Annotated in this window: 22 protein-coding genes and 1 pseudogene; 6 read left to right on the top strand and 17 right to left on the bottom strand. The window is 70.5% G+C overall.

Going from position 1 to position 24561, the window contains the following annotated elements:
* Positions 1-65: 65 nt before the first annotated feature.
* From BKA14_RS32885 to BKA14_RS32845, 9 genes are all read right to left on the bottom strand, one after another.
* Positions 66-2588, bottom strand: a complete 2523-nt coding sequence (locus BKA14_RS32885) for an ATP-dependent Clp protease ATP-binding subunit (protein WP_184954660.1) — start codon at positions 2586-2588, stop codon at positions 66-68.
* A 351-nt stretch (positions 2589-2939) separates the two neighbouring features.
* On the bottom strand, positions 2940-3296 hold the full coding sequence (locus BKA14_RS32880; RefSeq protein WP_184954659.1) for a histone-like nucleoid-structuring protein Lsr2: 357 nt from the start codon (positions 3294-3296) through the stop codon (positions 2940-2942).
* Between the two features lie 579 nt (positions 3297-3875).
* A complete protein-coding gene (locus BKA14_RS32875) occupies positions 3876-4634 on the bottom strand; it encodes a type III pantothenate kinase (protein ID WP_184954658.1) in 759 nt (252 codons plus the stop codon).
* A 31-nt stretch (positions 4635-4665) separates the two neighbouring features.
* Entirely contained in the window at positions 4666-5517 is an 852-nt protein-coding gene (gene nadC, locus BKA14_RS32870; protein ID WP_184954657.1) for a carboxylating nicotinate-nucleotide diphosphorylase, read from the bottom strand.
* Between the two features lie 14 nt (positions 5518-5531).
* A complete protein-coding gene (locus BKA14_RS32865; RefSeq protein ID WP_184954656.1) occupies positions 5532-7172 on the bottom strand; it encodes an L-aspartate oxidase in 1641 nt (546 codons plus the stop codon).
* Positions 7173-7234: 62 nt separating this feature from the next.
* The gene (locus BKA14_RS32860) at positions 7235-8140 is read right to left on the bottom strand and encodes a septum formation family protein (RefSeq protein ID WP_184954655.1); all 906 of its coding nucleotides are present in this window, start codon (positions 8138-8140) and stop codon (positions 7235-7237) included.
* 120 nt (positions 8141-8260) lie between these two features.
* Complete coding sequence (panD, locus tag BKA14_RS32855) at positions 8261-8686, bottom strand: aspartate 1-decarboxylase (protein ID WP_184954654.1); 426 nt, start codon at positions 8684-8686, stop codon at positions 8261-8263.
* The gene (panC, locus tag BKA14_RS32850) at positions 8686-9516 is read right to left on the bottom strand and encodes a pantoate--beta-alanine ligase (RefSeq protein ID WP_184954653.1); all 831 of its coding nucleotides are present in this window, start codon (positions 9514-9516) and stop codon (positions 8686-8688) included. Before panC ends, panD begins: the two co-directional genes overlap by 1 nt.
* A complete protein-coding gene (locus tag BKA14_RS32845; RefSeq protein ID WP_184954652.1) occupies positions 9513-10379 on the bottom strand; it encodes a Rossmann-like and DUF2520 domain-containing protein in 867 nt (288 codons plus the stop codon). The genes panC and BKA14_RS32845 overlap by 4 nt, the downstream gene beginning before the upstream one ends.
* Before the next feature lie 911 nt (positions 10380-11290).
* Here BKA14_RS32845 and BKA14_RS45740 point away from each other — a divergent pair.
* From BKA14_RS45740 to BKA14_RS32830, 3 genes and pseudogenes are all read left to right on the top strand, one after another.
* Positions 11291-11478, top strand: a pseudogene (locus BKA14_RS45740) (IS30 family transposase); the annotation flags it as partial.
* A gap of 252 nt (positions 11479-11730) precedes the next feature.
* Positions 11731-12744: an SAM-dependent methyltransferase gene (locus BKA14_RS32835; protein WP_184957110.1), complete on the top strand. Its 1014-nt coding sequence runs from the start codon at positions 11731-11733 to the stop codon at positions 12742-12744.
* 17 nt (positions 12745-12761) lie between these two features.
* Positions 12762-13886, top strand: a complete 1125-nt coding sequence (locus BKA14_RS32830) for an NADH-quinone oxidoreductase subunit D (RefSeq protein ID WP_184957109.1) — start codon at positions 12762-12764, stop codon at positions 13884-13886.
* Between the two features lie 25 nt (positions 13887-13911).
* Here the strand turns inward: BKA14_RS32830 and BKA14_RS32825 are convergent, their stop codons facing one another.
* The 8 genes from BKA14_RS32825 to folP form a co-directional block, all read right to left on the bottom strand.
* Positions 13912-15135, bottom strand: a complete 1224-nt coding sequence (locus tag BKA14_RS32825; protein ID WP_184954650.1) for a hypothetical protein — start codon at positions 15133-15135, stop codon at positions 13912-13914.
* Positions 15136-15348: 213 nt separating this feature from the next.
* On the bottom strand, positions 15349-15840 hold the full coding sequence (locus BKA14_RS32820) for a hypothetical protein (protein WP_184954649.1): 492 nt from the start codon (positions 15838-15840) through the stop codon (positions 15349-15351).
* Positions 15841-15891: 51 nt separating this feature from the next.
* Positions 15892-16176 (bottom strand): DUF3053 domain-containing protein, encoded by a 285-nt coding sequence (locus BKA14_RS32815; RefSeq protein WP_236028686.1) that lies wholly within the window; start codon positions 16174-16176, stop codon positions 15892-15894.
* A gap of 31 nt (positions 16177-16207) precedes the next feature.
* On the bottom strand, positions 16208-17449 hold the full coding sequence (locus BKA14_RS32810) for an ABC transporter permease (RefSeq protein WP_184954647.1): 1242 nt from the start codon (positions 17447-17449) through the stop codon (positions 16208-16210).
* A 127-nt stretch (positions 17450-17576) separates the two neighbouring features.
* Positions 17577-18056 carry a DUF3180 domain-containing protein gene (locus BKA14_RS32805; protein ID WP_184957108.1) on the bottom strand — a complete coding sequence of 160 codons (480 nt, stop codon included), beginning with the start codon at positions 18054-18056 and terminating at the stop codon, positions 17577-17579.
* A gap of 35 nt (positions 18057-18091) precedes the next feature.
* Positions 18092-18616 (bottom strand): 2-amino-4-hydroxy-6-hydroxymethyldihydropteridine diphosphokinase, encoded by a 525-nt coding sequence (gene folK, locus BKA14_RS32800; RefSeq protein ID WP_184954646.1) that lies wholly within the window; start codon positions 18614-18616, stop codon positions 18092-18094.
* A complete protein-coding gene (gene folB / locus BKA14_RS32795) occupies positions 18613-18993 on the bottom strand; it encodes a dihydroneopterin aldolase (protein WP_221477371.1) in 381 nt (126 codons plus the stop codon). The genes folK and folB overlap by 4 nt, the downstream gene beginning before the upstream one ends.
* Positions 18994-19010: 17 nt before the next feature.
* Positions 19011-19844, bottom strand: coding sequence for a dihydropteroate synthase (gene folP / locus BKA14_RS32790; protein ID WP_184957107.1), 834 nt, complete (start codon positions 19842-19844; stop codon positions 19011-19013).
* A gap of 340 nt (positions 19845-20184) precedes the next feature.
* On the opposite strand from folP, the gene BKA14_RS32785 reads away from it, so the two are divergent.
* The 3 genes from BKA14_RS32785 to BKA14_RS32775 all read left to right on the top strand — a co-directional run bounded on the left by BKA14_RS32785 (position 20185) and on the right by BKA14_RS32775 (position 24560).
* On the top strand, positions 20185-20478 hold the full coding sequence (locus BKA14_RS32785; protein WP_184954644.1) for a hypothetical protein: 294 nt from the start codon (positions 20185-20187) through the stop codon (positions 20476-20478).
* Between the two features lies 1 nt (position 20479).
* Positions 20480-20842: a hypothetical protein gene (locus tag BKA14_RS32780; protein WP_184954643.1), complete on the top strand. Its 363-nt coding sequence runs from the start codon at positions 20480-20482 to the stop codon at positions 20840-20842.
* A 103-nt stretch (positions 20843-20945) separates the two neighbouring features.
* Complete coding sequence (locus BKA14_RS32775) at positions 20946-24560, top strand: ATP-binding protein (RefSeq protein WP_184954642.1); 3615 nt, start codon at positions 20946-20948, stop codon at positions 24558-24560.
* Position 24561: the final 1 nt, after the last annotated feature.

Raw genomic sequence — 24561 nt, 5'->3', positions numbered from 1 at the left:
CGCGGGCCTGAACGCGGAACGGCCCGGCTGCGACGTGCGCAGCCGGGCCGTTGTCTCGCTTGCTCTTACTCCTCGGTGGCCGTGGCCCCGAGGTCGGCCGGAACCGCGTCGGGAACCGCGACTCCCCGGTCGGCGCCGGAGAAGGTCAGCTTCGACTTCTCGACGTTGTCCGGGTCGCCCTCGCAGTCCACCACCACGATCTGGCCGGGGCGCAGCTCGTTGAACAGGATCTGCTCGGACAGGGTGTCCTCGAGGTCGCGCTGGATCGTGCGACGCAGCGGACGAGCGCCCAGCACCGGGTCGAAGCCCTTCTTGGCCAGGTACTTCTTCGCGTTGTCGGTCAGCTCGAGGCCCATGTCCTTGTTCTTGAGCTGGGACTCGATCCGCGAGGTGAAGATGTCGACGATCTGCAGGATCTCTTCCTGGCGCAGCTGGTGGAAGACGATCGTGTCGTCGATACGGTTCAGGAACTCCGGGCGGAAGTGCTGCTTCAGCTCGTCGTTGACCTTGACCTTCATCCGGTCGTAGTTGCTCTCGACGTCCTCCGAGGCCTGGAAGCCCAGGGAGACCGCCTTGGCCACGTCCCGCGTGCCGAGGTTGGTGGTGAGGATGATGACCGTGTTCTTGAAGTCCACGATCCGGCCCTGACCGTCGGTCAGGCGGCCGTCCTCCAGGATCTGCAGGAGCGTGTTGAAGACGTCCGGGTGAGCCTTCTCGATCTCGTCGAACAGGACCACGGAGAACGGCTTGCGGCGCACCTTCTCGGTCAGCTGGCCACCCTCGTCGTAACCGACGTAGCCGGGAGGGGCACCGACGAGACGGGACACCGTGTACCGGTCGTGGAACTCGGACATGTCCAGCTGGATCAGCGCGTCCTCCGAGCCGAACAGGAACTCGGCCAGGGCCTTGCTGAGCTCGGTCTTACCGACGCCGGAGGGGCCGGCGAAGATGAACGAGCCGGACGGGCGCTTCGGGTCCTTCAGACCGGCCCGCGTGCGCCGGATCGCCTTGGAGACGGCCTTGACCGCGTCCTCCTGGCCGATGACCCGCTTGTGCAGCTCATCCTCCATGCGGAGCAGCCGGGAGGTCTCCTCCTCGGTCAGCTTGTAGACCGGGATGCCGGTCCAGTTGCCCAGGACCTCGGCGATCTGCTCGTCGTCGACCTCGGACACGACGTCGAGGTCGCCGGCCTTCCACTCCTTCTCCCGCTGCGCCTTCTGGCCCAGCAGCTGCTTCTCCTTGTCGCGCAGCTGCGCGGCCCGCTCGAAGTCCTGCGCGTCGATCGCGGACTCCTTGTCCCGGCGCACCTGGGCGATGCGCTCGTCGAAGTCACGCAGGTCCGGCGGCGCGGTCATCCGGCGGATGCGCATCCGGGCGCCGGCCTCGTCGATCAGGTCGATCGCCTTGTCCGGCAGGAAGCGGTCGGAGATGTAGCGGTCGGCCAGCGTCGCCGCCGCGACCAGAGCCGCGTCGGTGATGCTGATCCGGTGGTGAGCCTCGTAGCGGTCGCGCAGACCCTTGAGGATCTCGATGGTGTGCGCCAGCGACGGCTCGCCGACCTGGATGGGCTGGAAGCGGCGCTCGAGAGCGGCGTCCTTCTCCAGGTGCTTGCGGTACTCGTCGAGCGTGGTGGCACCGATGGTCTGCAGCTCGCCGCGGGCCAGCATCGGCTTGAGGATGCTCGCCGCGTCGATCGCGCCCTCGGCGGCGCCCGCGCCGACCAGGGTGTGGATCTCGTCGATGAACAGGATGATGTCGCCCCGGGTGCGGATCTCCTTGAGCACCTTCTTGAGGCGCTCCTCGAAGTCACCGCGGTAACGGGAACCCGCGACCAGCGCACCGAGGTCGAGCGTGTAGAGCTGCTTGTCCTTGAGCGTCTCGGGCACCTCGCCCTTGACGATCGACTGGCTCAAGCCCTCGACGACCGCGGTCTTGCCGACGCCCGGCTCACCGATGAGGACCGGGTTGTTCTTGGTGCGGCGGGACAGCACCTGCATGACCCGCTCGATTTCCTTCTCGCGCCCGATGACCGGGTCGAGCTTGCCCTCGCGGGCGGCCTGGGTCAGGTTGCGACCGAACTGGTCGAGCACCAGGGACGTCGACGGCGCGGCCTCGCCCGCCGCCGCACCGGCCGCGGCCGGCTCCTTGCCCTGATAGCCCGAGAGCAGCTGGATGACCTGCTGGCGCACCCGGTTGAGGTCGGCGCCCAGCTTCACCAGGACCTGGGCGGCGACGCCCTCGCCCTCGCGGATCAGGCCGAGCAGGATGTGCTCGGTGCCGATGTAGTTGTGGCCGAGCTGCAGCGCCTCACGCAGCGACAGCTCGAGAACCTTCTTGGCGCGGGGCGTGAACGGGATGTGCCCGCTCGGCGCCTGCTGACCCTGGCCGATGATCTCCTCGACCTGCTGCCGCACTCCCTCGAGGGAGATACCGAGGCTCTCCAGAGCCTTGGCGGCGACGCCCTCACCCTCATGGATCAGGCCGAGCAGGATGTGCTCGGTCCCGATGTAGTTGTGGTTGAGCATCCGGGCCTCTTCTTGGGCCAGGACGACAACCCGTCGCGCTCGGTCGGTGAACCGCTCGAACATGCCCTCGTGCTCCTCACGTGCCGTGCGCCAATGACTGGCGGGGCCAGCGCACGGGCATCGGTGATACCCGTACTCGTAACTCTATCGCCGCCGGGTGGTCTTGCTGGGCCCTCGTGGTCCCTTGAAGCCGTCCGCAACGTTGATTTAGCCAACTTCGCACGCTCAGAGGCTGTTCCCCCAGCAGTACGGCTACGCGGACAGCGAAATCGCGGACTCGTCATCCACAGCCTGTGGACAACGTCGTCCCCACCTGTGGATAACCCTACGGCGGGTTACCGAAGATCAAGCGAAAAAGCAGCGGGTCCGCCACATCCTTCGTGGCGGACCCCGCTGCGTCGGTCGGGCGGTTCGTCAGTTGCGACCCGGGCCCTTGGCGTGGAACTCGTCCACGATCTCCTGGGGGATACGCCCCCGGTCGGAGATGTCCTTGCCGGCCTTCTTGGCCCACTCGCGGATGGCCTTGTTCTGCTCCCGGTCGGCGGTGGCGCCGCCGCGGCCACGAGCGGCCCGGCCCCCCACAACCACCCCGCCCCGAGCGACCTTGGCGCCGGCCCCCACGTACGGGTCGAACAGCTCCCGCAATTTGGCGGCGTTCTTCTCCGACAGGTCGATCTCGTACTGAATCCCGTCGAGAGCGAACTTCACCGTCTCGTCGGCGTCGCCCCCGTCGATGTCATCGACCAGCTTGTGAATGATCTGCTTGGCCACGCGGCGTAATCCTCCCGAACACAGGTTCTTCCCCACAGCAACGCACAGACAATAACGCCAGGGCGCAGTCGTCCGTCAATGGCGGTCCGAACATTTCCGCGTTTGGATATGGATTGGGTCCGGTTCGTTACTCTCGGCCGGGGCGGCGGGTAGCAGATCGATTCGGCGAATTCCGCGGGCCGGGTCCGCATCGGCCGAAGCCGGTCGATTCCCATTCCCCGGCGGCCGGCTCGAAATAGGCGGCTGTCAGCGCAAACCTCCGGCTTACGGGGGCCGCTTCTCGATGCCGCCGGGCGTCGGGATGCGCACCGGCCGGCGGAGCGGTCGCTTCGGGATAATCCGCACAAAGGTCGGCGCGGGCCATGTCGCCCGGTAAGCCCGGAGCGTCGCGACTCCGGCCATTGATCTCGGCGACGCGCCGCATTCCGGCGCGATCGGCGGATAGTGATCGGTGTCGAGAGCGTTGCTGTCCGTCACAAACGTACGGGCCGTAGCAGTGCGGTGCGGCCACTGCGACATTGGCGTTTCGACCGCACGGAAATTGCGCGGAACAACAACTCGCGCACACCGCGCCCGCACTCAGACGTTGCGCTCGTACACCATCCGCAACCCGATCAACGTGATCATCGGCTCGTGCGCGGTGATCGTCCGGCACTCGTCCTTGACCAGCCAGGCCAGGCCACCGGTGGCGATGACCGCCCGGACCGGCCCGATCTCGTCGATCATGCGGCTCACGATGCCGTCGACCTGCCCGGCGAACCCGAAATACATGCCCGACTGCAGGCACTCGACCGTGTTCTTGCCGATCACCGACTTGGGCTTGGCCGGCTCGACCTTGCGCAGCTGGGCGGCCCGGGCGGCCAGCGCGTCGAACGAGATCTCGATGCCGGGCGCGAACGCGCCGCCCAGGAACTCGCCGCGCTCGCTGATCACGTCGAAGTTGGTCGTGGTGCCGAAGTCGACCACGATCGACGGGCCGCCGTAGAGGGCGTGCGCCGCGAGGGTGTTGACCACCCGGTCGGCGCCGACCTCCTTGGGGTTGTCGATGGCCAGCTGGACCCCGGTCTTCACGCCCGGCTCGACGATCACGTTGGGCAGGTCGCCGTAGTAGCGGGCCAGCATCGTGCGCAGGCTGCGCAGCGCCGCGGGCACCGTCGAACACGCCGCGACGCCGGTGATCTCGACGGCGTCGCCGGCCAGCAGACCGCGGAACATCAGCCCGAGCTCGTCCGCCGTGGAGCGGGCATCGGTCTTGATCCGCCAGTTGTGCACGAGCTTGTCGCCGTCGAAGGTCGCCAGCACTGTGTTCGTGTTGCCGATGTCGATGCAGAGCAGCACGGGAAACCCTTTGGTGTCGGGCCCCCGGCGATCAGCGGGGGCGCAGGTCCATAGCGATGTCGAGAATGGGGGACGAGTGGGTCAGGCCGCCCACCGAGAGGTAGTCGACCCCGGTCGCGGCGTAATCCGAAACTGTCTCCAAGCGTAGGTTGCCGGTCGCCTCGAGCTCGGCCCGGTCACCCACCTCGGCCACGACCTCACGCAGCCGGTCGGGCGTCATGTTGTCGCAGAGCAGGAACGTCGCCCCGGCCTCGACCGCCTCGACCGCCTCGGCCACCGTGGTCACCTCGACCTGCACCGGCACCTCGGGGAACGTCTCGCGGACGAGCCGGAAGGCGGCCGTGATGCTGCCCGCGGCCAGCTTGTGGTTGTCCTTGATCATGGCCACGTCGTACAGGCCCATCCGCTTGTTGGTGCCGCCACCGATCCGTACGGCGTACTTCTCCAGGTAGCGCAGGCCCGGCGTGGTCTTGCGGGTGTCCAGCACGGTGGCCTTCGTGCCGGCCAGCGCGTCGGCCCAGCGACGGGTGTGGGTGGCCACTCCGGACATGCGGCTGAGCAGGTTGAGCGCCGTACGCTCGCCGGTGAGCAGGGCCCGGGTGGGCCCGGTGACCACGGCCAGCACGTCGCCGCGGGTGACCCGGTCGCCCTCGGCCACGCTCTGCTCGAAGGAGGCCTGGTGGCCCGACGTGTCGTTGAAGACGATCGCGGCCACCGGCAGCCCGGCCACCACCCCGTCGGCCCGGGCCACCAGCTCGGCCGTGTCGATCTGGTCGGCCGGGATGGTGGCCTCGCTGGTCACGTCGTGCGGCGGCGAGCCGAGGTCCTCGGCCAGCGCGGTCCGGACGATCATTTCGACCTCGGCGACGTCGAGCTCGTTCATGGTTCCCCCTGTGGTCAGACCATCTCTTCGAAGGACTGGATCAGCCGCGTGCCGTCGAGGGTGTGCAGCAGGTGGCCACGCCACTCGTCCTCGGCGGCACCGAAGTCCTCACGCCAGTGGCAGCCGCGCGTCTCGCGGCGGCTGCGGGCCGCCGCGACCAGGACCGCCGCGACGGTGAGCAGGTTCGTCGCCTCCCAGGCGGCGTTGCGCGGGGTGTCGCGCAGCTCGGCCAGCCGGCTCAGTTCCTTGGCGGTGGCGTCCAGCGAGCCGGCCGAACGCAGCACCCCCGCGCCCCGGGTCATCGCCCGTTGCAGCTCGGGGCGAACGGCCGGGCCGACGACCCAGCCGGGCTCGCCGGTCGCGGGCACGGGATCGGACTGCGGCGGCAGCTCGCGGGCGATGTCGTCGGCGATCCGCTTGGCGAACACCAGCCCCTCCAGCAGGGAGTTGCTGGCCAGGCGGTTGGCGCCGTGCACGCCGGTGCAGGCGACCTCGCCACAGGCGTACAGGCCGGGAATGCTCGTCCGCCCGTGCAGGTCGGTGCGCACGCCGCCGGACGCGTAGTGAGCGGCCGGGGCGACCGGGATGAGCTCGGTCGCCGGGTCGACGCCGGCCGCGCGGGTCGACGCCACGATCGTGGGGAAACGCTGCTCGAGGAACGCCGCGCCGAGGTGGCGGGCGTCGAGATAGACGTGGTCGGACCCGGTGGCCTGCAGCACCCGGTGGATGCCCTTGGCCACCACGTCGCGCGGGGCCAGCTCGGCCAGGTCGTGCTGCCCCACCATGAACCGCCGGCCGGTCTCGTCGACCAGATGGGCGCCCTCGCCCCGCAGCGCCTCGGAGATCAGCGGCCGCTGCACCGAGGTGACGCTGGCGGTGACGAACGAGGTGGGGTGGAACTGCACGAACTCGACGTCGGTGACCACCGCCCCGGCCCGCAGCGCGAGGGCCACGCCGTCGCCGGTCGACACCGACGGGTTGGTGGTCGACGAATAGATCTGGCCCATGCCACCGGTGGCCAGCACGACCGCGCGGGCCAGGATCGCCCCGACGCCGTCCTCACTGCCCTCGCCCAGCACGTGCAGGGTGATGCCGCAGGCCCGGCCGCCCGCGTCGCGCAGCAGGTCGAGCACCAGGGCGTGCTCGACCAGGCGGATCCACGGGTCGCGGTGCACCGCCTCGTGCAGGGCGCGCTGCACCTCGGCGCCTGTCGCGTCGCCGCCCGCGTGCACGATCCGGTCGGCCCGGTGCCCGCCCTCGCGGGTCAGCATCAGCGAGCCGTCGGCGTTGCGGTCGAAGGCGGCGCCCCGGCGGATCAGTTCCCGTACGCGGGCGGGCCCTTCGGAGACCAGGACCCGTACGGCCTCGGGATCGCACAGCCCCACGCCGGCGATCTCGGTGTCGTGGGCGTGCGCGGCCGGCGTGTCCAGCGGGTCCAGCACGGCCGCGATGCCGCCCTGGGCCCACCGGGTCGAGCCGTCGTCAATGTTGACCTTGGTGACCACGGTGACGTGCAGGCCCTGCTCGCGCAGGTGCAGCGCGGCGGTCAGCCCGGCCACGCCGGAACCCACGACCAGCACGTCGGTGGTCTCGCTCCAGCCCGGCTCGGACGCGGCGAGCCGGCGGGGCAGCTCCGGAAGGTCGGCGACATCCATCCGCTCAGTACACTCCGCCGCCGCGACACCGCTCGGCCGGGGTCGGACATTCGTGGTCACCGTTACTTGTACTGAACGGGGAGGCTCGTGACGCCCTTGCCGCGCAGCGTAGCCGTCAGTTGCACCCCGTCCAGCCAGAGATAGCAGCGCACGCCCCGATCGCCCTGCGCCCAGACGTCGGCGCCGCCGGGCAACGAGACCACGCCCGTACGGTATTGCAGGTCGGCGTCCTTGGGCACGCCGACGTAATCCGCGATCAGGTTGCGGCAGCCGTCGTGGAACTTGGCCCAGGTAGCGTCGTCCTTGGGATAGTCGAGGTCCTTGGCGTACCAGACCCCGGCGAACTCGCCGTTGTGCTTGGCCGCGCAGCTCACCGCGGGCATGGTGGCGATGGCGCCGTTGCCGTCGAGCTGGATGGCGTAACAGCTCAGGATCACGTCGGAGCTGCCGTCGGCCAGCGCGTCCCGCAGAGTCCCCTCGCGCTGCACCAGGCCGCCGTCGTCCTCGACCGAGTTGAGCTCGAGCACCTCACAGCGGAACCACCGGGCGCCACCGCTCCAAGCCGCCTCGGTCGGGCGGGTCACACCGATCCACAGCCGTGCGTTACGCCACGGGCCGCCCACAAACGTTGTCGTTTTCTGATCACAGACCGAGTACGCCGTACGGGCCCCGGCCGACCCGTCAGCGGGCGGCACGTCGGCGTCCGCGGCCGGCGACTCGTACGTGCCGACGAACACGGTCTCGGTGCGGTGCTTGCCCGCGCAGTCGACCTCCTCGTACGTGCCACGAGGCCCGACGGGGTTGAAGTTGGCGTTGTGGCAGGCACCCTCGTTGGGCTCGAACCCGGACGCCGGGGCCATCACACCCCACCCGTTGGTCAGGTCGCCGTCGACGCCGCCCGGCTTCGCACAGCCCGCCACGAACAGAACCATGGCCAGGACGGCGGAGATCCCGAGCCGGTGTCGCATGAATACACGCCTTCCCCGAGCCGCCGACTACCCCACCGAGCCCGGCGCCACGCGCCGCCGATGTCCGATTTCCTAGCATATGGTGATCGAAATCGAGATCGGCGGCGTTTGGGGAATCGGTCAGCCGGTGGTGACCTTGTCCCCGCGCCGGAGCCCGCCCGGCATGCCCTCGGCGGCCCCGGCCGGATCCACGCCCAGCTCGATGATCTTGTTGGCGGCGTCGACGTGCACGATCCGCGGCTGGTAAGCGCGCGCCTCGGCGTCCTCCATCTGCCCGTACGCGATGAGAATGACCAGGTCACCGGGCTGCACAAGGTGGGCCGCGGCGCCGTTGATGCCGATCACGCCGCTGCCCCGCTCACCCGGGATCACGTACGTCTCCAGACGAGCCCCGTTGGTGACGTCGACGATCGCCACCTGCTCGCCGGGAATCAGATCGGCCGCGTCGAGCAGATCGAGATCGACAGTCACCGAACCCACGTAGTGCAGGTCGGCCTGGGTCACGGTGGCCCGGTGAATCTTGGACTTGAGCATGGTGCGGACCATCAGACGGCCCTCTCGAGAGTCAACGGCACATTGTCGATCAGACGGGTCGCACCGACCCGGGCCGCGACGAGCAGCCGGGCCGGGCCGGCCTCGGGCGCGTCACCCAGGTCGGCGCCGGTGAGGGCGAGGTAGTCCACCCGTACGGAGGGTTCGTCGGCCAAGATCTTGCGAGCGGCCGCCAGCACCGCCGACGCCTCGGTGTGAACGGCACCCTCCCGCAGCGCCCGGGAAAGCGCGAGCGCAGCCCGGCGCTCCTCCGGCGAGAGATAGCGGTTACGGCTCGACATGGCCAACCCGTCGACTTCCCGTACGGTCGGCACACCCACGATCTCGACACCCAGCTCGAGGTCGTGGACCATGCGGCGGATCAGTGCGAGCTGCTGGAAGTCCTTCTCGCCGAAGAACGCGACGTCGGCCCGAGTCAGCATGAGCAGCTTCTGGACGACGGTGAGCATGCCGGCGAAGTGACCGGCACGGCTGGCGCCCTCAAGAATCTCGCCCAGCGGGCCCGCGTTCATCGTGATCGACGGCGCGCCGGTCGGATAGACCTCGTCCCGGCCGGGCGCGAAAACCACCGCGACACCCTCGGCCCGGCACGCCTCGACATCGGCCTCGAGCGTGCGCGGATACTTCTCGAAATCCTCGTTCGGGCCGAACTGCAACGGGTTCACGAAGATGGTGACGACCACGAAGGCGGACCGCTGCCTCGCCTCCCGCATGAGCCGGCGATGCCCCTCGTGCAAGGCGCCCATGGTCATCACGACCGCAACTGCCCCCGGCACCGCCTCGACCTCCCGCGCCAGCTCGCCGCGCGTGTGGATCACCTTCATGCCACGCTCCTCACATCGGCCCGGCTCAGCACGTCCAGCAGCAGGGTGGCGTCCTGCGGGCGCAGGCGGCCCGCGGCGATCGCCCGGTCGGCGGTGCGACGAGCCAGCGCCAGATAAGCCGGGGTGGCCTCGGGCGGCAGCCGGTCGAGATGCTTGCCCACGGTGCCGGCGTCACCCCGCGAAACCGGCCCGGTCAACGCCGCGTCCCCCAACCGCAGCGCATTGTCGAGCGCGGCGTGCAACAGCGGAGACAAAACCCGCGACGGATCCCCGATGCCGGCTGTGCGCAACAGGTCGGCGGCCTCGTTCACCAGCGTCACCAAGTGATTCGCCCCATGCGCGAGGGCCGCGTGATACATCGGCCGGGCATCCTCCGCGACCCACTCGGGCACGCCACCCAGATCGGCCACCAGCCGGGCCGCGAAAACCCGGTCGGCGGTGGTGACACCCCACGCGATGCCCGGCAGCCGGTCGAGATCGGTGCCGGCGCCCGTGAAGGTCATCGCCGGGTGCAGGGCCAGGCCCTCGACATCGCCCAGGACGGCCAGACCATGCGCGCCCGACGTGTGCGCGACCCGCTGCCCCGGCCGCAGCGCGCCGGTGGTGGCCAGGCCCGCGACGACAGCGGCCAATGCATCGTCCGGAACGGCGAGCAGAAGAAGGTCATCGGCGGCTCGGGCCACCTCGTCGGCGGGAAGAATCGCGGCCCGCGGCAACAGGCGGGCGGCCCGCTCCCGCGAAGCGGCAGAAACAGCCGCGGCGGCCACCACGCGATGCCCGGCGGCGTCCAGGGCGGCACCCAGCACAGCCCCGACCCGCCCGGCGCCGACAACGCCCACAGTAAGACGCGACGATGCGCTCATATCCAGATCCAGTCCTCGAAAGGGGTACCGGTCGAGCGCAAGTATGCGCCGCCGAAACACGCCCGTGACAAGGCGATGTGAACAACCCAACGCACGGCCGGCCTGCCTTGTCGGTCGCGCGTTCGATGCCGGCCCGGGCCGAACGCGCCGCCTCCTGTGTCGTCTGCGCTCGGTGCTGCCGGGGTTGAACGCGCCGCCTTTCGTGTCGTCTGCGCTCGACGCTGCCCGGGTTGAACGCGCCGCCTCCCGTGTCGTCAGCGCTCGACGCTGCCCGCCGCCCGGTGCCCCCGCAACGTGAGCATTTGATGCCGCCGCGCACGCGAACCGCGCCGGCAACCGATTCCGCGCATGTGAAGCTTCCGGCCCAGGCCGACGATGCGGGGCAGAGTTCCGGGCGATTGGCGCCGCCCTCAGCCCGCAGCAATGCGCGGTCACTTCGGCCCAACCACCGATTCCGCCCATTTGCCACCCGGCTCGAACGCGCGTGGCCGACCCTGCCGGGGCCGGTGGGGTTTGCGCATTTCGACTCCGCCATCAGCCCGACGTCGGGGCGAGCGGTTCGTGCAGCGATCGCCGCCTGCAGCTGGTGTATTTGGATTTGATGGCGCCGGGTGTCGATACCAGCGAGGCATGCCGGCGGGTCGGGGGCAGCCGTAGGGTCGGCTATAACTGGCGGCACCCGGAGCGGCGTCGGGTGAGGCAGGCCGAGGAGAAAAAGCGAAACAGCGGCAGGCCCGGGCGGCGTTGCCGGCGCGCTACTTGTCGGTCGACGAGCGGATCGTGATCGCGGACCGGTTGCTGGAGAACTGGTCGCAAACTGCGATCGCGGCCGAGCTCGGTCGGTCACCGGCCACGATCAGCCGGGAGGCCCGCCGGAAACCGGCCGCCACGAATTCAGCACTGCCAGCAACATGCCCGTCTACTTCCGCGATTCCCACTCGCCTGGCGACGCGGATCAAACGAAAACACCGACGGACTGCTACGCCAATACTTCCCGGAAAGCACCGCCCTCACCCGGCACACCCCGCACGATCCAGCCGCCGTCGCCGCGCAAATGAACCGCCGGCCCGAACGATCCGGGCGCCGTCGCCCGCAATGAACCGGCGGCCCCGCATGACACCGGCCGGGACACCCCCGCCGCGTGCCTGGCTGAACTCCTGGCCACCGACGGTGTTGCCACCACCGGCTGAAACCCACCGGCTGAAACCCGCCCTACCGGGGGTCCCCCACCCAGCACCATTTTAGTGGGGAATGGTGATCTAGGGACGCGGTGAACGTGGGGGCTGTGGATAACTCTGAATTGTGGATAAGTCGATTTAGGGTTAGCGGTGTGCAAGGGTGGCGGGCGGCCATGACGGCCGGGCTCTACGGGGCCGATGGGTTCTTCGTGCGCGGCGAGCAGGGGCCGGCGGAGCACTTTCGCACCAGCGTGCACGCCTCGCCGCTGTTTGCCGGGGCATTGTTGCGGCTGATCGAGCGCATTGACGACGCGCTCGGGCGGCCTGAGACGTTCGACCTGGTCGATGTGGGGGCGGGTCGTGCCGAGTTGTTGACGGCGCTGCGGCCGCTGCTTCCGGAGCGGGTGCGGCTCACCGCCGTGGAGCTTGCCCCGCGGCCCCGAGATCTGATGGCGGGCATCGCCTGGCGGGACGACGTTCCGGACGGCATCGTCGGGCTGCTGATCGCCACCGAGTGGCTCGACAATGTGCCGCTCGATGTGGCCGACCTCGACGATCACGGGCGGTTGCGCAAGGTGCTGGTCGATCCGGCCACGGGCGCGGAGTCGCTGGGCGGGCTGGTCGACGCGGCCGACCTTTTCTGGCTGCGGCGCTGGTGGCCCGCGACCACCCCACCGCGCGACCAGGACGGACCCGAGCGGACCGAGACCACCCGGCCGCGCGAGCAGGGCGGGCCGGGGCGGGTGGAGATCGGCTGGCCGCGGGATGCTGCCTGGGCCGATGCTGTGCAGCAGGTACGCCGGGGTTGTGCGCTGGCCGTCGATTACGGCCATGTGCGGGGCGAGCGACCGCCGTTCGGGTCGTTGACCGGCTTCCGGGGTGGGCGGCAGGTGCCACCGGTTCCGGACGGGTCCTGTGACGTGACGGCGCACGTGGCGATCGATGCCGCGGCAGCCGCGGCCGGGGTTCCGTACAGGCTGGTCCGCCAGAGGGAGGCCTTGCGCGCGTTGGGGGTCGACGGTGCCCGGCCGCCGCTGGAGCTGGCTCGGCAGGATCCGGCGGGCTATGTGCGGGCGCTGGCCGCGGCGGGGGCCGAGGCGGAGCTGATCGAGCCGGCGGGGCTGGGCAGCCACTGGTGGCTGCTGCACAGCGTGGGGCTCGGCGAGCGTGGGAGCATGCTGTTGTGACGGAGCAGCTGCGTGAGATGACCGTCGGGACCGGCGCCGGGCTCGAGACCGCCGACATGGTGCTCAACATCGGGCCGCAGCATCCGTCGACGCACGGTGTGTTGCGGCTCAAGCTCACGCTGGACGGGGAGCGGGTCGTCACGTGCGAGCCGATCGTCGGTTACATGCACCGCGGCGCCGAGAAGCTGTTCGAGGTGCGCGACTACCGGCAGATCCTGATGCTGGCCAACCGGCACGACTGGCTGTCCGCGTTCTCCAACGAGCTGGGGGTCGCGCTGGCCGTGGAGCGGCTCATGGGCATCGAGGTGCCCGAACGCGCGACCTGGTTGCGGATGGTGCTGGCCGAGCTCAACCGGGTGCTCAACCACCTGATGTTCCTGGGCTCCTACCCGCTGGAGATCGGCGCGATCACGCCGATGTTCTACGCGTTCCGCGAGCGGGAGACGTTGCAGGCGGTCATGGAGGAGGTTTCCGGCGGCCGCATGCACTACATGTTCAACCGGGTCGGTGGGCTCAAGGAGGAGGTGCCGGCGGGCTGGACGGGCCGGGCCCGCGAGGCGATCGCCACCGTCCGGAGGCGACTGCCCGACCTGGACAACCTGATCCGTCGCAATGACATCTTCCTGGCCCGTACGGTCGGGGTCGGTGTGCTGACGGCGGAGCAGGCGGCTGCGTACGGGGCGTCGGGGCCGGTCGCGCGGGCCAGCGGGCTCGATTTCGATTTGCGCCGGGACGAGCCCTACCTGGCGTACGGGGAATTGGACGTGCCAGTGGTGACGCGCAGCGCCGGGGATTGTCACGCCCGGTTCGAGGTGCTGCTGGAGCAGACGTACGTGTCGCTCGACCTGGCCGAGCAGTGCCTGGCCCGGGTCGACCAGATCTCGGGGCCGGTCAACGTGCGGCTGCCCAAGGTGGTCAAGGCGCCCGAGGGCCACACGTACGCCTGGACCGAGAACCCGCTCGGCATCAACGGCTACTACCTGGTGTCGCGGGGTGAGAAGACACCGTGGCGGATGAAGCTGCGCACCGCCTCCTACGCCAATGTGCAGGCGCTGGCCACGCTGATCCCGGGCTGCCTGGTGCCCGACCTGATCGCCATCCTGGGCTCGATGTTCTTCGTCGTGGGCGACATCGACAAGTAGGGCGGCGGCGTCGGCGGGCAGGGGTCTAGCGGCGGCCGTGATCGGGGTCGGGCGTGTAGCCGCCGTACGAGGCGAAGTCGCTGAGCGAGCCCACATTGGTGTCGTTGGCCGAGGGGCGGTGCCGGCGGGCCCGGTAGTTGGGGTCGCCGGTCGTCGTGCCGGGCTCGTGCTGCGGCGCGCCGTACTCGGTGGACGGGGCCGGGCCGTAGTCGGCGCCGTAGCTCGGGGCGCCGTAGCCGTTGTACTCGTCGGAGTCGAAGTCGTTGCCGTTACCGCCGTACGTGCCACCGGGCGCGCCGTACGTGTTGCCGCTCGCCGGTGAACCGTAGACGCCGGAGGGCTGTGGGGCGGGGGCCTGGGCGGCGTAACCCTGGCTCGCGCCGAAGTCGTCGGCCAGCGAGTCGGGCTGGTGACCGTACGGGGTGCCGGGCCGCACCGAGGCCGCCGCGCGAGGCGGGGCCGGTGGTGGGGGCACCGGGGCCGCGCCGCGCTGCCGCGGGACCTGCGGCGGGGGCGGCACCGAGGCGGCCGCGGAGGCCACGGCCCGGCCGGTGGGCTCGGGGTTGATCGGACGGCCGCCGGTGGTCAGGCCGGGACCGGTGCGGGCCGGCGGGCGCACCGCGGCCGAGGCGACGGGAACGCCGGCGCGGCCGCCCGCGGGTGGCCGGGGTGTGCCCGTCGGGGGCGGCCCGGCCGGCATCGAGGGCTGAGCGAAGTCGTCCTGCTCGTAGTCAGCGGCGTATTCGTCTTCGGCGTAGTCGTTCGGGGGGTAGCCGTTCGCCGGGTAAGCGTTCTCCGGGTAGTTGTTCGTGAACGGGTCCGGATATTGGCCCTCGGCCGGCAGGTCGGCGAAGAAACCGGACGGCTCCTCCTCCGGAAGGTGCTGCTGCCGCATCTGCGCCGTGGCCGCGGGGGCCGGCATGGGCATCGGCGGTGGCGGTCCACCGTGGACGGGGGCGGCGCCGCGGCCACCGCCGAACTCGGCCCGCAGCTCCCGCCGCAGGGCCGACACTTCTTCGGCCACACGCTCCTCGACGTCGCTGCGGCCGAGCACCGGATCGCTGCGGATCAGCACCGACGCGCCGATCAGCGCGATCGCCACGGCGATCAGCAGCACCGCGAAACGCACGGTGTTGGAGCTCTGACCGAGCAGCACCACGAGCGCGGCCACCGGGGCGAGCAGAACGCCCGCCCAGATGAGGCCGCGCAGCAAGCGTGCGTTCCCCGCTACGGAGTCCTGATCCGGCATGGGCGCCGATACTACCCAGACGCGGCGATCGGGCAAATGTTCGATCGCCGGGCTTCAGATGGTCGAAATCCCGGCCATACCGGACGGCCGTCCGGACTTAACCGACGGGGCGCCGAGCTGCACGGATTGTGATCGAAAAGCCGCCGTCCGGGGTCGGCCGCCGAAGTGTTCGCAGCTGCGAACTCTTCCGCGGCAACCCCGGACGGCGAATGTTCATCGAGTGCCGCGATACCCACCGAGGGTGGCGAACCCGACGATCCACCCCACGAACAGTCCGTACGCGGCCCCGTTGCCAGCCGCCTGGAAGGCTCCCAGCAGCGACGGGTTGGCCAGGAAGAGCGTCGTCAGCAGGGCAGCGAAACCACCGGCGAAGATGTACGACGCCCAGCCCGCGAAGAACTGGCTGATCGTGCCGCGGGCCCGGGCCAGCTGGGAGCCGGGCAGCAGGAACAGGAAGAGCAGGGTCAGCACGATCAGCAGGATCGCCTTGAGGTCGCCCACGATGATCTCGCGCAACGAGTCGCTCGAGTCGAAGGACCAGCGGGGCCAGGCGAGCAGGCGCAACCACCAGCCCCCGGCCGTGTCGGGGTTGGTGTTCTCGCTGGCCCACTCCGCGTACCACGGGCTGCCGAAGACGAGAACCAATATGAGCGCGGCCAAAGTGCCCGCACCAGGCGCAGATTTGTACCGGTTACCGAGAGCCATGCGCCGCTATTTCCCAGAGCGGTGCTCTTCCCAAACGACGCCGGTATATGCCTAGTGTTTCTGCAGGTAGTCGATGAACGCGGCGCGGAGCAGGGGCTCGCTGTCGCCGTAGCCGTGGCCCTCGAGCTCACGCCAGAGCGCGACCGCCTCGTCGACGGTGGGGCCGATCGAGTTGGGCGCGCCGTCGAGCTGGGCCGCCTCGTCGGCGTCGGGCAGGTGCTTGAAGACCGACCAGAAGAAGCCGATGTCGTGCCGCTCCCGGGCCCGGGTGAAGGCGCGCTCACGCAGCTCCTCGGTGGGCAGGGCGTCCAGCTCGGCGAAGCTCGGAGTGGTCATGACCATGAGCATAGGCGGAGCGGCGGGGTGGCTACCGGCTGGTTCCCCACGGTCCGGCGTCCCACCGGTCCGTACGGGGGTTGGCGGTCGACGTGGACCACGTCTCGGGCAGGTCGGGTGACCAGTTGGCGCCGCTCGTGGCGGGAGCCGCGTTCCAGTCGGCGGGCCCGGCCACGGGCAGCGGCCGCCCGTACGTCTCGACGAGCCGCGTGACGATCAGACCGCCCGCGAACACGCAACCCGCGATCGCGAACAGGGCGATGTCGAAGTTGCGCCGGGCCGCGTAGTCGAGGAACAGCGTGAGGGCGGCCACCGCGAACAGCGTGCCGAAGATCCCGCCGCGCCGCCCGTACGCGCTGGTGCCGGCGAGCAGGGCCAGGCCGAGCGCGATGCCCGTCCACTCCAGCCCGGTGCCGGGCACGACCGGGTTGTCCGACAGCGCGGCGAACAGGATGCCCGCGCCGACTGCGAAGACCGAGGAGAGCAGCAGCGAGCCGATCACCGGCAGGGCGACGACCGGGCCCCGGCGGCGGGCCGGGTCGCCGGTGGGGCGCATGCCGCCCAGCCAGCGGCGGACCGGGGTGGCCGCGCCCATCGCGCCGCCCAGCACGGCCAGCAGCGCGAACCCGCCGAACAGGAAGAAGGCGTGGTCGGTGGGGTCGTAGTCGCCCTGCACGGCGACCGGCGCGACCCGCAGCTGATCGAAGACGATCACGCCGAGCCCGGCCGCGAGCGTGGCCGCCCAGCCCGGCACGTGCAGCACGACGATGACCACGCCGATCACGATGGCCCCGGCCGCGGCGAACACCAGCGCCGGGACGATGGACTGGAACAGGCCTTTGTCGCCCTGTTCGGCGTACTGGAAGGAGGCGGCCAGGGCGATCGGGCCGAGGGCCAGGTTGGGCACGCCGGCCCGCAGGGTCAGGCCCGCGCCCAGGGTGAGCAGGCCGATCGCGGCGCCGGTGATGAGCAGGGTGTCGAGGTCGGGCCTTTGGAGGCTGTCGGCGTCGAGGCGCCACAGGAGGAAGCCGATCGCCCCCGCGGCGACCAGCAGCACGACCTCCCAGCCGAGGTGGATCCCGAGGCGGTCGCGCCCGTCCTCGTCGGCCTCGGCCCGCCGCAGCACGTCGGCCGTGGTGTCGCCGGTGCCGTCGAGCTCCTCGGCCCGCCTGCGCTGCTCGGCCGCGGCCAGCGTGTTGGCCCGGTAGGCAGCCGGATCGGTGGGCGTGGGCTCCTCGGTCTGCCGACGGTAGGTCGCCTCGTCGTACGCCATCGCCGCGCCTCCTCGTGTGCGTCCGCCCCGTGCGGTGAAGAACGCACGCCGAAATCCGCCGGGCGCATGCCCGTACGCAGAGCATACGGATACGAGTCGGTCTCAGTTCAAGGCCGAAATCGGGTGTTCAGAGCAGCCCGGACGGCCGATCCGAGTCGTCGTTGTCCTGGGAGTCGGGCTGCTCCGGAATGCGGCACGAACGTTCAAGCCACAGGGCCGCCGCGACCAGCGCCACCGCCGTGACCACGCCGCCGATCGCGACCGGCAGATCGTTGCCGGCGGCCTCGGTGGGCTCCATGGCCAGCCAGGCCAGCAGGCCCGCCGAGAAACCGGCCGAGATCGCCCCGACGAGCGAGGACGCCTTGGCCAGCGCGACGTAACGGGCCACCGCGAGGGGGTCGACCCGGGGCGCGCCCGGCTTGCGCTGGATGCGGGCCGCCGTGTTCTGCGCGAGCAGGCCCTCGGCGACGGCCAGCACGGCCAGCACGATCACCGGCGACCAGGGCAGGTCGGGCAGGGTCGAATACGAGAAGCTGAGCAGCAGCCAGCCCAGGGCGGCCGCGCCCAGACCCGCCACGATCAACACCGAGATGCTGGTCGGGCGCATCGACGGGTCCGACTTGGGCGCCTGCGGGTTGCTGCTCACGCCGTCAACCCTAGTGCGAGATCGGGCCGGGGGCTCAGCGCCGCCACGTCGCCGGCCAGTGCGGGATCGGCCAGCAGCCGGGCGATCGGGCCGTGGCCGGGCAGCTCGGCGGCGGGCTCGATGTCGTGCCACGGGCGCAGCACGAACGCGCGCAGGTGGGCGCGCGGATGGGGCAGGGTCAGCTCGGGGTCGTCGCTGAGCACCGGCCGGCCGTCCTCGTACACCGCGATCACGTCGACGTCGAGCGTGCGCGGGCCGAAGCGCCGCTCGGGATCGCGCACCCGCTGCGCCGCGGTCTCGGCCGCCCACGCGCGTTCCAGCCAGTCGTGCGGAACCGCCGCGGGGTCCGAGACGAGCACAACGGCGTTCAGGTACGCCGGTTGGTCGGCATCGCCCCACGGGGGCGTCTCGTAGACGCCGGAGGCGCGCTCGACGCTGCCGCCCAGCTCCCGGACCGCCTGGCGCAGGTGGCGCTCGCGATCGCCGAGGTTGCTCCCGATCGAGAGGACAGCCCTGGTCACGTACGGCTCCGGCGCACGGTGACGGCGACGTCGGCGAACTCGTGCGGGATCGGCGCCTGCGGCTTGTGGACGGTGACCTCGGCCGCGGCCACCCGCTCGTCGTCGAGGCAGGCCACGAGCAGGCGGTCGGCCAGCGTCTCGATGAGGTTGACCGGCTCGCCCCCGACGATCTCGGCCAGCCGGCCCGCGAGTTCGCCGTAGTGCACCGTGTCGCCCACGTCGTCGCTGGCCGCGGCGGGGGCCAGGTCGAGCTCGAGCCGTACGTCGATCACGAAGTCCTGGCCCTGCTCGCGCTCGAAGTCGAAGACGCCGTGCCGTCCGCGCACCCGCAGCCCGGTCAGCGTGATCTGACCCTCCACCCGTTCACTCCTTCTCATTCGCACCTCACCGGCCGTCACCGGGCCCGGAGCCGCGGCGAGCCGGTCGCGCGCCAGACGGCGAGCGCGTCGGCCGTGGCGGTGACGTCATGCACCCGTACGCCCCAGGCGCCCGCGGCCACGGCCAGCACGGAGGTGGCCAGGGTGGCTGCCTCGCGCTGCTCGACCGGGCGCGGGGTGCCGTCCGGGCCGGCCAGCAACCGGCCCAGGTAGGTCTTGCGGCTGGCCGCGAACAGCACCGGATAGCCCAGCCCGATCAGGACGTCGAGGTGGGCGCTGAGGGCCCAGTTGTGCTCGGCGGTCTTGGCGAAGCCCAGGCCCGGGTCCAGGATGATCTGTCCCGGCGCGACCCCGGCGGCGAGCGCGTCGTCGACCCGTTCCCGCAGCTCATCCCGTACGTCGGAAACGACATCACGATAAACCGCGAGCTCGTTCATGTGCCGCGAATGCCCACGCCAGTGCATCAGGATCCACGGGCAGCCGGCCTCGGCGGCGACCCCGGCCATGCCCTTGTCGGCCAGGCCGCCCGAGACGTCGTTGATCACGGCGGCGCCCGCCTCGAGGGCCGCCCGGGCGACCGTGGCCCGCGTGGTGTCGATGCTGACCGGCACCCCGGCGGCGGCCAGTTCCCGAATCACGGGAACCACGCGGGAGATCTCGGTCTCGGCATCCACCCGTTCGGCCCCGGGGCGTGTCGACTCGCCGCCCACGTCCACGATGTTCGCACCTGCGTAGTGCAGGTCAACGCCGTGCCGGACGGCGGCTTCCACGTTTGTGTATTTCCCGCCGTCCGAGAAGGAGTCGGGCGTGACGTTGAGGACGCCCATCACGACCGGGTGATCCACATGCATCAGCGCGCGCCCCGCGACCTGGGCATCCGTCGGCTCAGTCGTCACGGCACGAGCGTACGGCGGCCGGGGTTGTCGCACGTGCGTACGATGGCCCGTAACTCAATTTCACGCACGCCATCACCTTGCGTAACGTTTCGGACGCTTGTAGCCAAGAACGGCGGGCCGTACTCTTCGGAACTGGGCATCATTTGTTGGAACCGGGAGAGCAGACGAGCATGGCAATGCCCGAACGGCTCACTCGACGCGCAGGGTGGGAAGTAGCACGATATGGGCGGTGCCGTGAGGCTTCACAACTGCAGCGTGCCCAGAATCCCCTAGCCGGGCACGGGGAGGTTTACCAATGATCGCCACTGAGCTCGCCCAGCAGGCCGCAGCCGTGCTTCAGCAGGCAACGCTCGCTGCGCCCGAACCCAAGGGCATCAACACCGAAGGCATCGTCACCTTCTTCGCCAGCAACATCGCGCCGATCCTGCTCGCGGTGCTCGGCGTGATCTTCATTGGACGAGCCAGCCGCGGTGAGATCTCCAAGGTTCTGACCAGCTCGGCCATCGCCATCGTGGGACTGGCGTTCATCGCCGGCGCCGCGACCCTGTTCTTCGTCGGCGACGCGCTGATCAAGTTGATCTTCAACTGAGATGCGGCTCCGTACCGACGACGACATCTACCGGGCGCGCCTCGTCTATCTGGGGCCCCCGGGTTACACCCTGCCCATCCACCTGCCGTACGCGCAGTACGGCATGTTCGTGGCGCTGGTTCCGCTCTTCATGCTCCTGCACTACCTGATGACCTTCGAGATCGATCCGTTTCCCGCGTGGGAGATCGCGCTCGCCATGGTCACCACGTCGTACGTGTTCCGGCATGTCGACCCCGACCGGCCGGCCCGGGTCGTCATCCGGACCGCGCTCACCGACTGGCGCCGCACGCGCGAGCCGGCGGTGGAGCGCCGCGATCCGAGACTTGTCGCCACTCGCATCCGGGTTCGGGAGGAGTTGGTATGACCAGTTCAGTCGCATACTCCCTCGGAGCCGGCGCATGACCGGACCCGTTCCGCACGGGCATCCCCGCGCGGATGCCGACACTCAGGGCAGGCAGAGTAACGGAGTGCGCTCGAACCACTACTCTTCGCCAGAACCGGCTGACGAGGTCGCCGAGGAGTTCGTCACCGCGCCGGGCCACGGCGCGGTGGGGGTGTTCCAGTCCCCGCAGCCGGTCCGGCCGCGGGGTGGGCCGGTGGACACGACGCTCGACATCGATTCGCCCTTCCTCGATCTGTTCGGCGGGGCCGCCCCGCCGACCCCGGTCTCGCCGTCCGCTCCGGCTTCGGCACCCCCGGCGAGTGAATCTTCGGGGAATCCGCCCCCGGACGACCCTGACCTGGACTTCGACTTCGGGTTCGACTTCGACGACCGCTCCACCGGGGCCAACGGATCGACGTCGACCACTCCACCGCCGGCCGTTCCGACCCCGGTCCCGGACAACGACGCGCCCCCGGCCGTACCTCGGATCCCCGCACCGCCCACGGCCGAACCACGCCCGGCGCCGGTCGCGCCGACCCCGGTCCCGGACAACGACGCGCCCCTGCCCGCTTTCCCGGTCCCCCCGCTTCCCTCGCCTGACGCCCCGGTTACCACGCCAACGGCCCGGCAAACACCGGTTTCCGGTCCGCCCTCAGTTTCCGGGCCGCCCGGACCGCGGGTGCACGGCCCCGCGGACGGTCCGGGCCCGTTGGGCGACGGCGCGGCGACCGAGCCGTTCAGCCGCGCACCGATCGGGCCCCAGGCCGACTACTTCCAGGAATCCGGCGCCCCGGCCGACCGCGGCCTCGACGACTGGCCCGACTTCGACGACTGGCCACCCTCGCCGCGGAACGGGGCCGCACCGGCACAGACCACCGAGTCGGCGGCGGCACCGGTGTCGACGCCGCCGCTGTGGCAGACCGTCGGTGGCACCCCGGCCCGCCCGCCGCAGCCCGGCCCGGTCGAGGCCTACGCGCCGCAGCCGCTGCTGGACGAGCCCGCGGACGAGGCCCCGCTGCCGGTGCCCGTGCCGGAGAAGGCGCCGGCCAAGCGCAAGGAGAAAGCCCCGGCCCGGCGCACCAAGGAACCGAAGAACCTGCCGGTCAAGCAGCCCAAGCCGGTCACGCTGCGGCCGCACAAGCTCAAGTTCAACGACCGCGACCCGGTCATGGAGCTGGAGATCAGCGAGATCGCCGGCCACCTGACCTTCACCCAGAGCACCGTCACGGCCTGGTACTACCTGCCCGAGGTGCGCTGGGCGTTCCGTCCCGACGCGGAGCGCGAGGCGCTGCTGAGCGCGATCTCCGAGCAGTACGCCGGATTGGCAGGATTCCGGTTGCACCTGCGCCGCACCAACCGGCCCTTCCCGGCCGACGAGTGGGCGCGCACGGTCGACTCGTTCACCGCGAAGCCGCTGCCCGACGTGCGCGGTGGCACCTCGTGGTCGGATCACCTGGTGGCCGCCCAGCGGCACCTGCTCTCGGTCAACCACGCCGAAGGCCAGACATACCTGGGGGTGACGTTCGCGCGGCGCTCGCTGGGCGACACGTTCTCCGAGCGCGTCCTGCGGATCTTCGGCCGGGGCACCTCCGACGGCGAACGGCGCAAGCTCAACCGGGCCGTCGAGCAGTTCGACGAGGTGCTCAACGCGTTCGGCATGCGCGGGCGCCGGGTCACCCCGCAGGAACTGGAATGGCTGCTGTTCCGCTCGGTCGCGCTCTGCATGGCCCCGCCCGGGCCGCTCAGCCCCGTCACCAACGGCCAGTGGGACACCGGCGACCTGCTCGCGCTGACCGAGCAGGTGGAGCGCTACCGCACCCCGTACGGGTCGACGGTGAAACTGGTCAACCGGATGACGGGCGAGGAAAGACACGTCGCGGTGCTGTCGGTCGGGCGGATGGAACCGCTCGAGATCCCCGAGAAGCACGAGCCGTGGATGCACTTCCACGAGCGTCTGCCGTGGCCGATGGAGCTCTCCTCGCGGATCGACATCCTCGGCTCCAACAGCTCCTTCAAGAACCTCGAACACCGGCTCCGGATGATCCGGTCGCAGCAGCTCGACTACGCCGAGCACGGCATCGACGCCCCACCCGAACTGGAACGCCTGGCCAAGCGGGCGCTGGTGATCGGCGACGAGATGACCACCGGGCTGCCGGTCGAGTCGGCCCGCGCGCACGGCTGGCACCGGATCGCCGTGGGCGGCGCCACCCGCGAGGAATGCCTCGAACGGGCCCGCCGACTGATCCAGCTCTACTCCCGTGAACTGCGCATCTCACTGCAACACCCCAAGAACCAGGACCAGCTGGCCCGCGAGTTCATCCCGGGCGAGCCGATCGCGAACACCGGCTACGTGCGTCGCATGCCGGTCAAGCTGCTGGCCGCGGCCCTGCCCCAGGCAGCGTCCACAGTCGGCGACCGGCGGGGCGACCTGATCGGGCGTACTGCGGGCACCTGCCGCCGGCCGGTCTTCCTCGACCTGCACTTCCCGATGGAGGTGCGCGAACGCTCCGGCCTCGGTGTGTTCGTGGCCGAACCCGGCGGTGGCAAATCGACCCTGATGGGCGCGCTGGGCTACCTGAACGCCCGCCGCGGTGTGCAGGTGACCCTGCTCGACCCGTCCGGCCCGCTGGCCCGCCTGTGCCAGATGCCGGAACTGCGCCCTTACTCGCGGGTGCTCAACCTGACCGGTTCCGAACAGGGGACGCTCGCCCCCTACGCGCTGATTCCCACCCCCGTACGGTCCGAGTTCCCCACCGGGGCGGGCGGTGATCGCGAATACGAGATCGCGGTCTCCAACGCCCGCGCCGAGCGCCGCATGCTGGTGCAGGACATCTGCTCGATGCTGGTGCCACCCCAGGTGGCCAAGGAGGCGTCCACGGCGACGCTGCTGCGTCACGCCGTACGCCAAGTGCCCGCCGAGGAATCGTCCACACTCGACGACGTCGTCCGTACGCTGCAAGGCCTCGACGACGACGAAGGCCGCGAACTGGCCAACCTGCTGCTCGACACGGCCGAGATGCCACTGGCGCTGCTGTTCTTCGGCTCGCCGCCGCAACACCTGCTCGGCGCCGACGCCGCCCTGACCGTGATCACGATGGCCGGCCTGCGTCTGCCCGACCTCAAGATCGAGCGCGAATACTGGTCGGCCGAGGAATCACTGGCTCTGCCGATGCTGCACACGGCCCACCGGCTCGCGGTGCGGCGCTGCTACGGCGGTTCGATGTCCTCGCGCAAGATGGTCGGTCTCGACGAGGCCCACTTCATGGAGGGCTGGCGGTCCGGGCGGTCCTTCCTCGTCCGGCTCGCCCGCGACTCCCGCAAGTGGAACCTGGCCGCGCTGGTGGCGTCGCAGAACCCGCGCGACATCCTCGGCCTCGACGTGCAGAACCTCGTGTCGACGGTCTTCGTGGGCCGCATCGCGGAAGACCAGGAGATCGCGTCCGAGGCGCTGCGGCTGCTGCGGGTGCCGGTGCACGACGGATACGAGGCCACGCTGGCGTCACTGTCGCAGATCGACACGTCGTCGTCGGCGCGGCTCGGGTTCCGTGAGTTCGTCATGCGAGACGTCGACGGGCGCGTCCAGAAGGTACGTGTCGACGTGTCGTACGTTGAAGGTCTGCTGGAGCACCTCGACACGACGCCGATGGCCGCCAAGGCGGCTCCGGCGATTCCGATGTTGCCGTCCGACCTGGAGGTTTGAG

Origin of the sequence: Paractinoplanes abujensis (genome assembly GCF_014204895.1) — a bacterium.
GTDB lineage: Bacteria > Actinomycetota > Actinomycetes > Mycobacteriales > Micromonosporaceae > Actinoplanes > Actinoplanes abujensis.
Note: the sequence above shows the minus strand (reverse complement) of the source record. Positions and strands in the feature narration are given on the sequence as shown.

Coding starts and splice junctions, on each gene's coding strand:
- BKA14_RS32810 (WP_184954647.1), bottom strand. CDS start 17,449: ATGGCGTACGACGAGGCGACCTACCGTCGGCAGACCGAGGAGCCCACG.
- BKA14_RS32780 (WP_184954643.1), top strand. CDS start 20,480: ATGCGGCTCCGTACCGACGACGACATCTACCGGGCGCGCCTCGTCTAT.
- nadC (WP_184954657.1), bottom strand. CDS start 5,517: ATGAACGAGCTCGACGTCGCCGAGGTCGAAATGATCGTCCGGACCGCG.
- BKA14_RS32860 (WP_184954655.1), bottom strand. CDS start 8,140: ATGCGACACCGGCTCGGGATCTCCGCCGTCCTGGCCATGGTTCTGTTC.
- panD (WP_184954654.1), bottom strand. CDS start 8,686: ATGGTCCGCACCATGCTCAAGTCCAAGATTCACCGGGCCACCGTGACC.
- BKA14_RS32830 (WP_184957109.1), top strand. CDS start 12,762: ATGACCGTCGGGACCGGCGCCGGGCTCGAGACCGCCGACATGGTGCTC.
- BKA14_RS32845 (WP_184954652.1), bottom strand. CDS start 10,379: ATGAGCGCATCGTCGCGTCTTACTGTGGGCGTTGTCGGCGCCGGGCGG.
- BKA14_RS32835 (WP_184957110.1), top strand. CDS start 11,731: ATGACGGCCGGGCTCTACGGGGCCGATGGGTTCTTCGTGCGCGGCGAG.
- BKA14_RS32805 (WP_184957108.1), bottom strand. CDS start 18,056: ATGCGCCCGACCAGCATCTCGGTGTTGATCGTGGCGGGTCTGGGCGCG.
- BKA14_RS32825 (WP_184954650.1), bottom strand. CDS start 15,135: ATGCCGGATCAGGACTCCGTAGCGGGGAACGCACGCTTGCTGCGCGGC.
- folP (WP_184957107.1), bottom strand. CDS start 19,844: ATGCATGTGGATCACCCGGTCGTGATGGGCGTCCTCAACGTCACGCCC.
- panC (WP_184954653.1), bottom strand. CDS start 9,516: ATGAAGGTGATCCACACGCGCGGCGAGCTGGCGCGGGAGGTCGAGGCG.
- BKA14_RS32885 (WP_184954660.1), bottom strand. CDS start 2,588: ATGTTCGAGCGGTTCACCGACCGAGCGCGACGGGTTGTCGTCCTGGCC.
- BKA14_RS32865 (WP_184954656.1), bottom strand. CDS start 7,172: ATGGATGTCGCCGACCTTCCGGAGCTGCCCCGCCGGCTCGCCGCGTCC.
- BKA14_RS32815 (WP_236028686.1), bottom strand. CDS start 16,176: ATGACCACTCCGAGCTTCGCCGAGCTGGACGCCCTGCCCACCGAGGAG.
- BKA14_RS32820 (WP_184954649.1), bottom strand. CDS start 15,840: ATGGCTCTCGGTAACCGGTACAAATCTGCGCCTGGTGCGGGCACTTTG.
- BKA14_RS32785 (WP_184954644.1), top strand. CDS start 20,185: ATGATCGCCACTGAGCTCGCCCAGCAGGCCGCAGCCGTGCTTCAGCAG.
- folB (WP_221477371.1), bottom strand. CDS start 18,993: ATGAGAAGGAGTGAACGGGTGGAGGGTCAGATCACGCTGACCGGGCTG.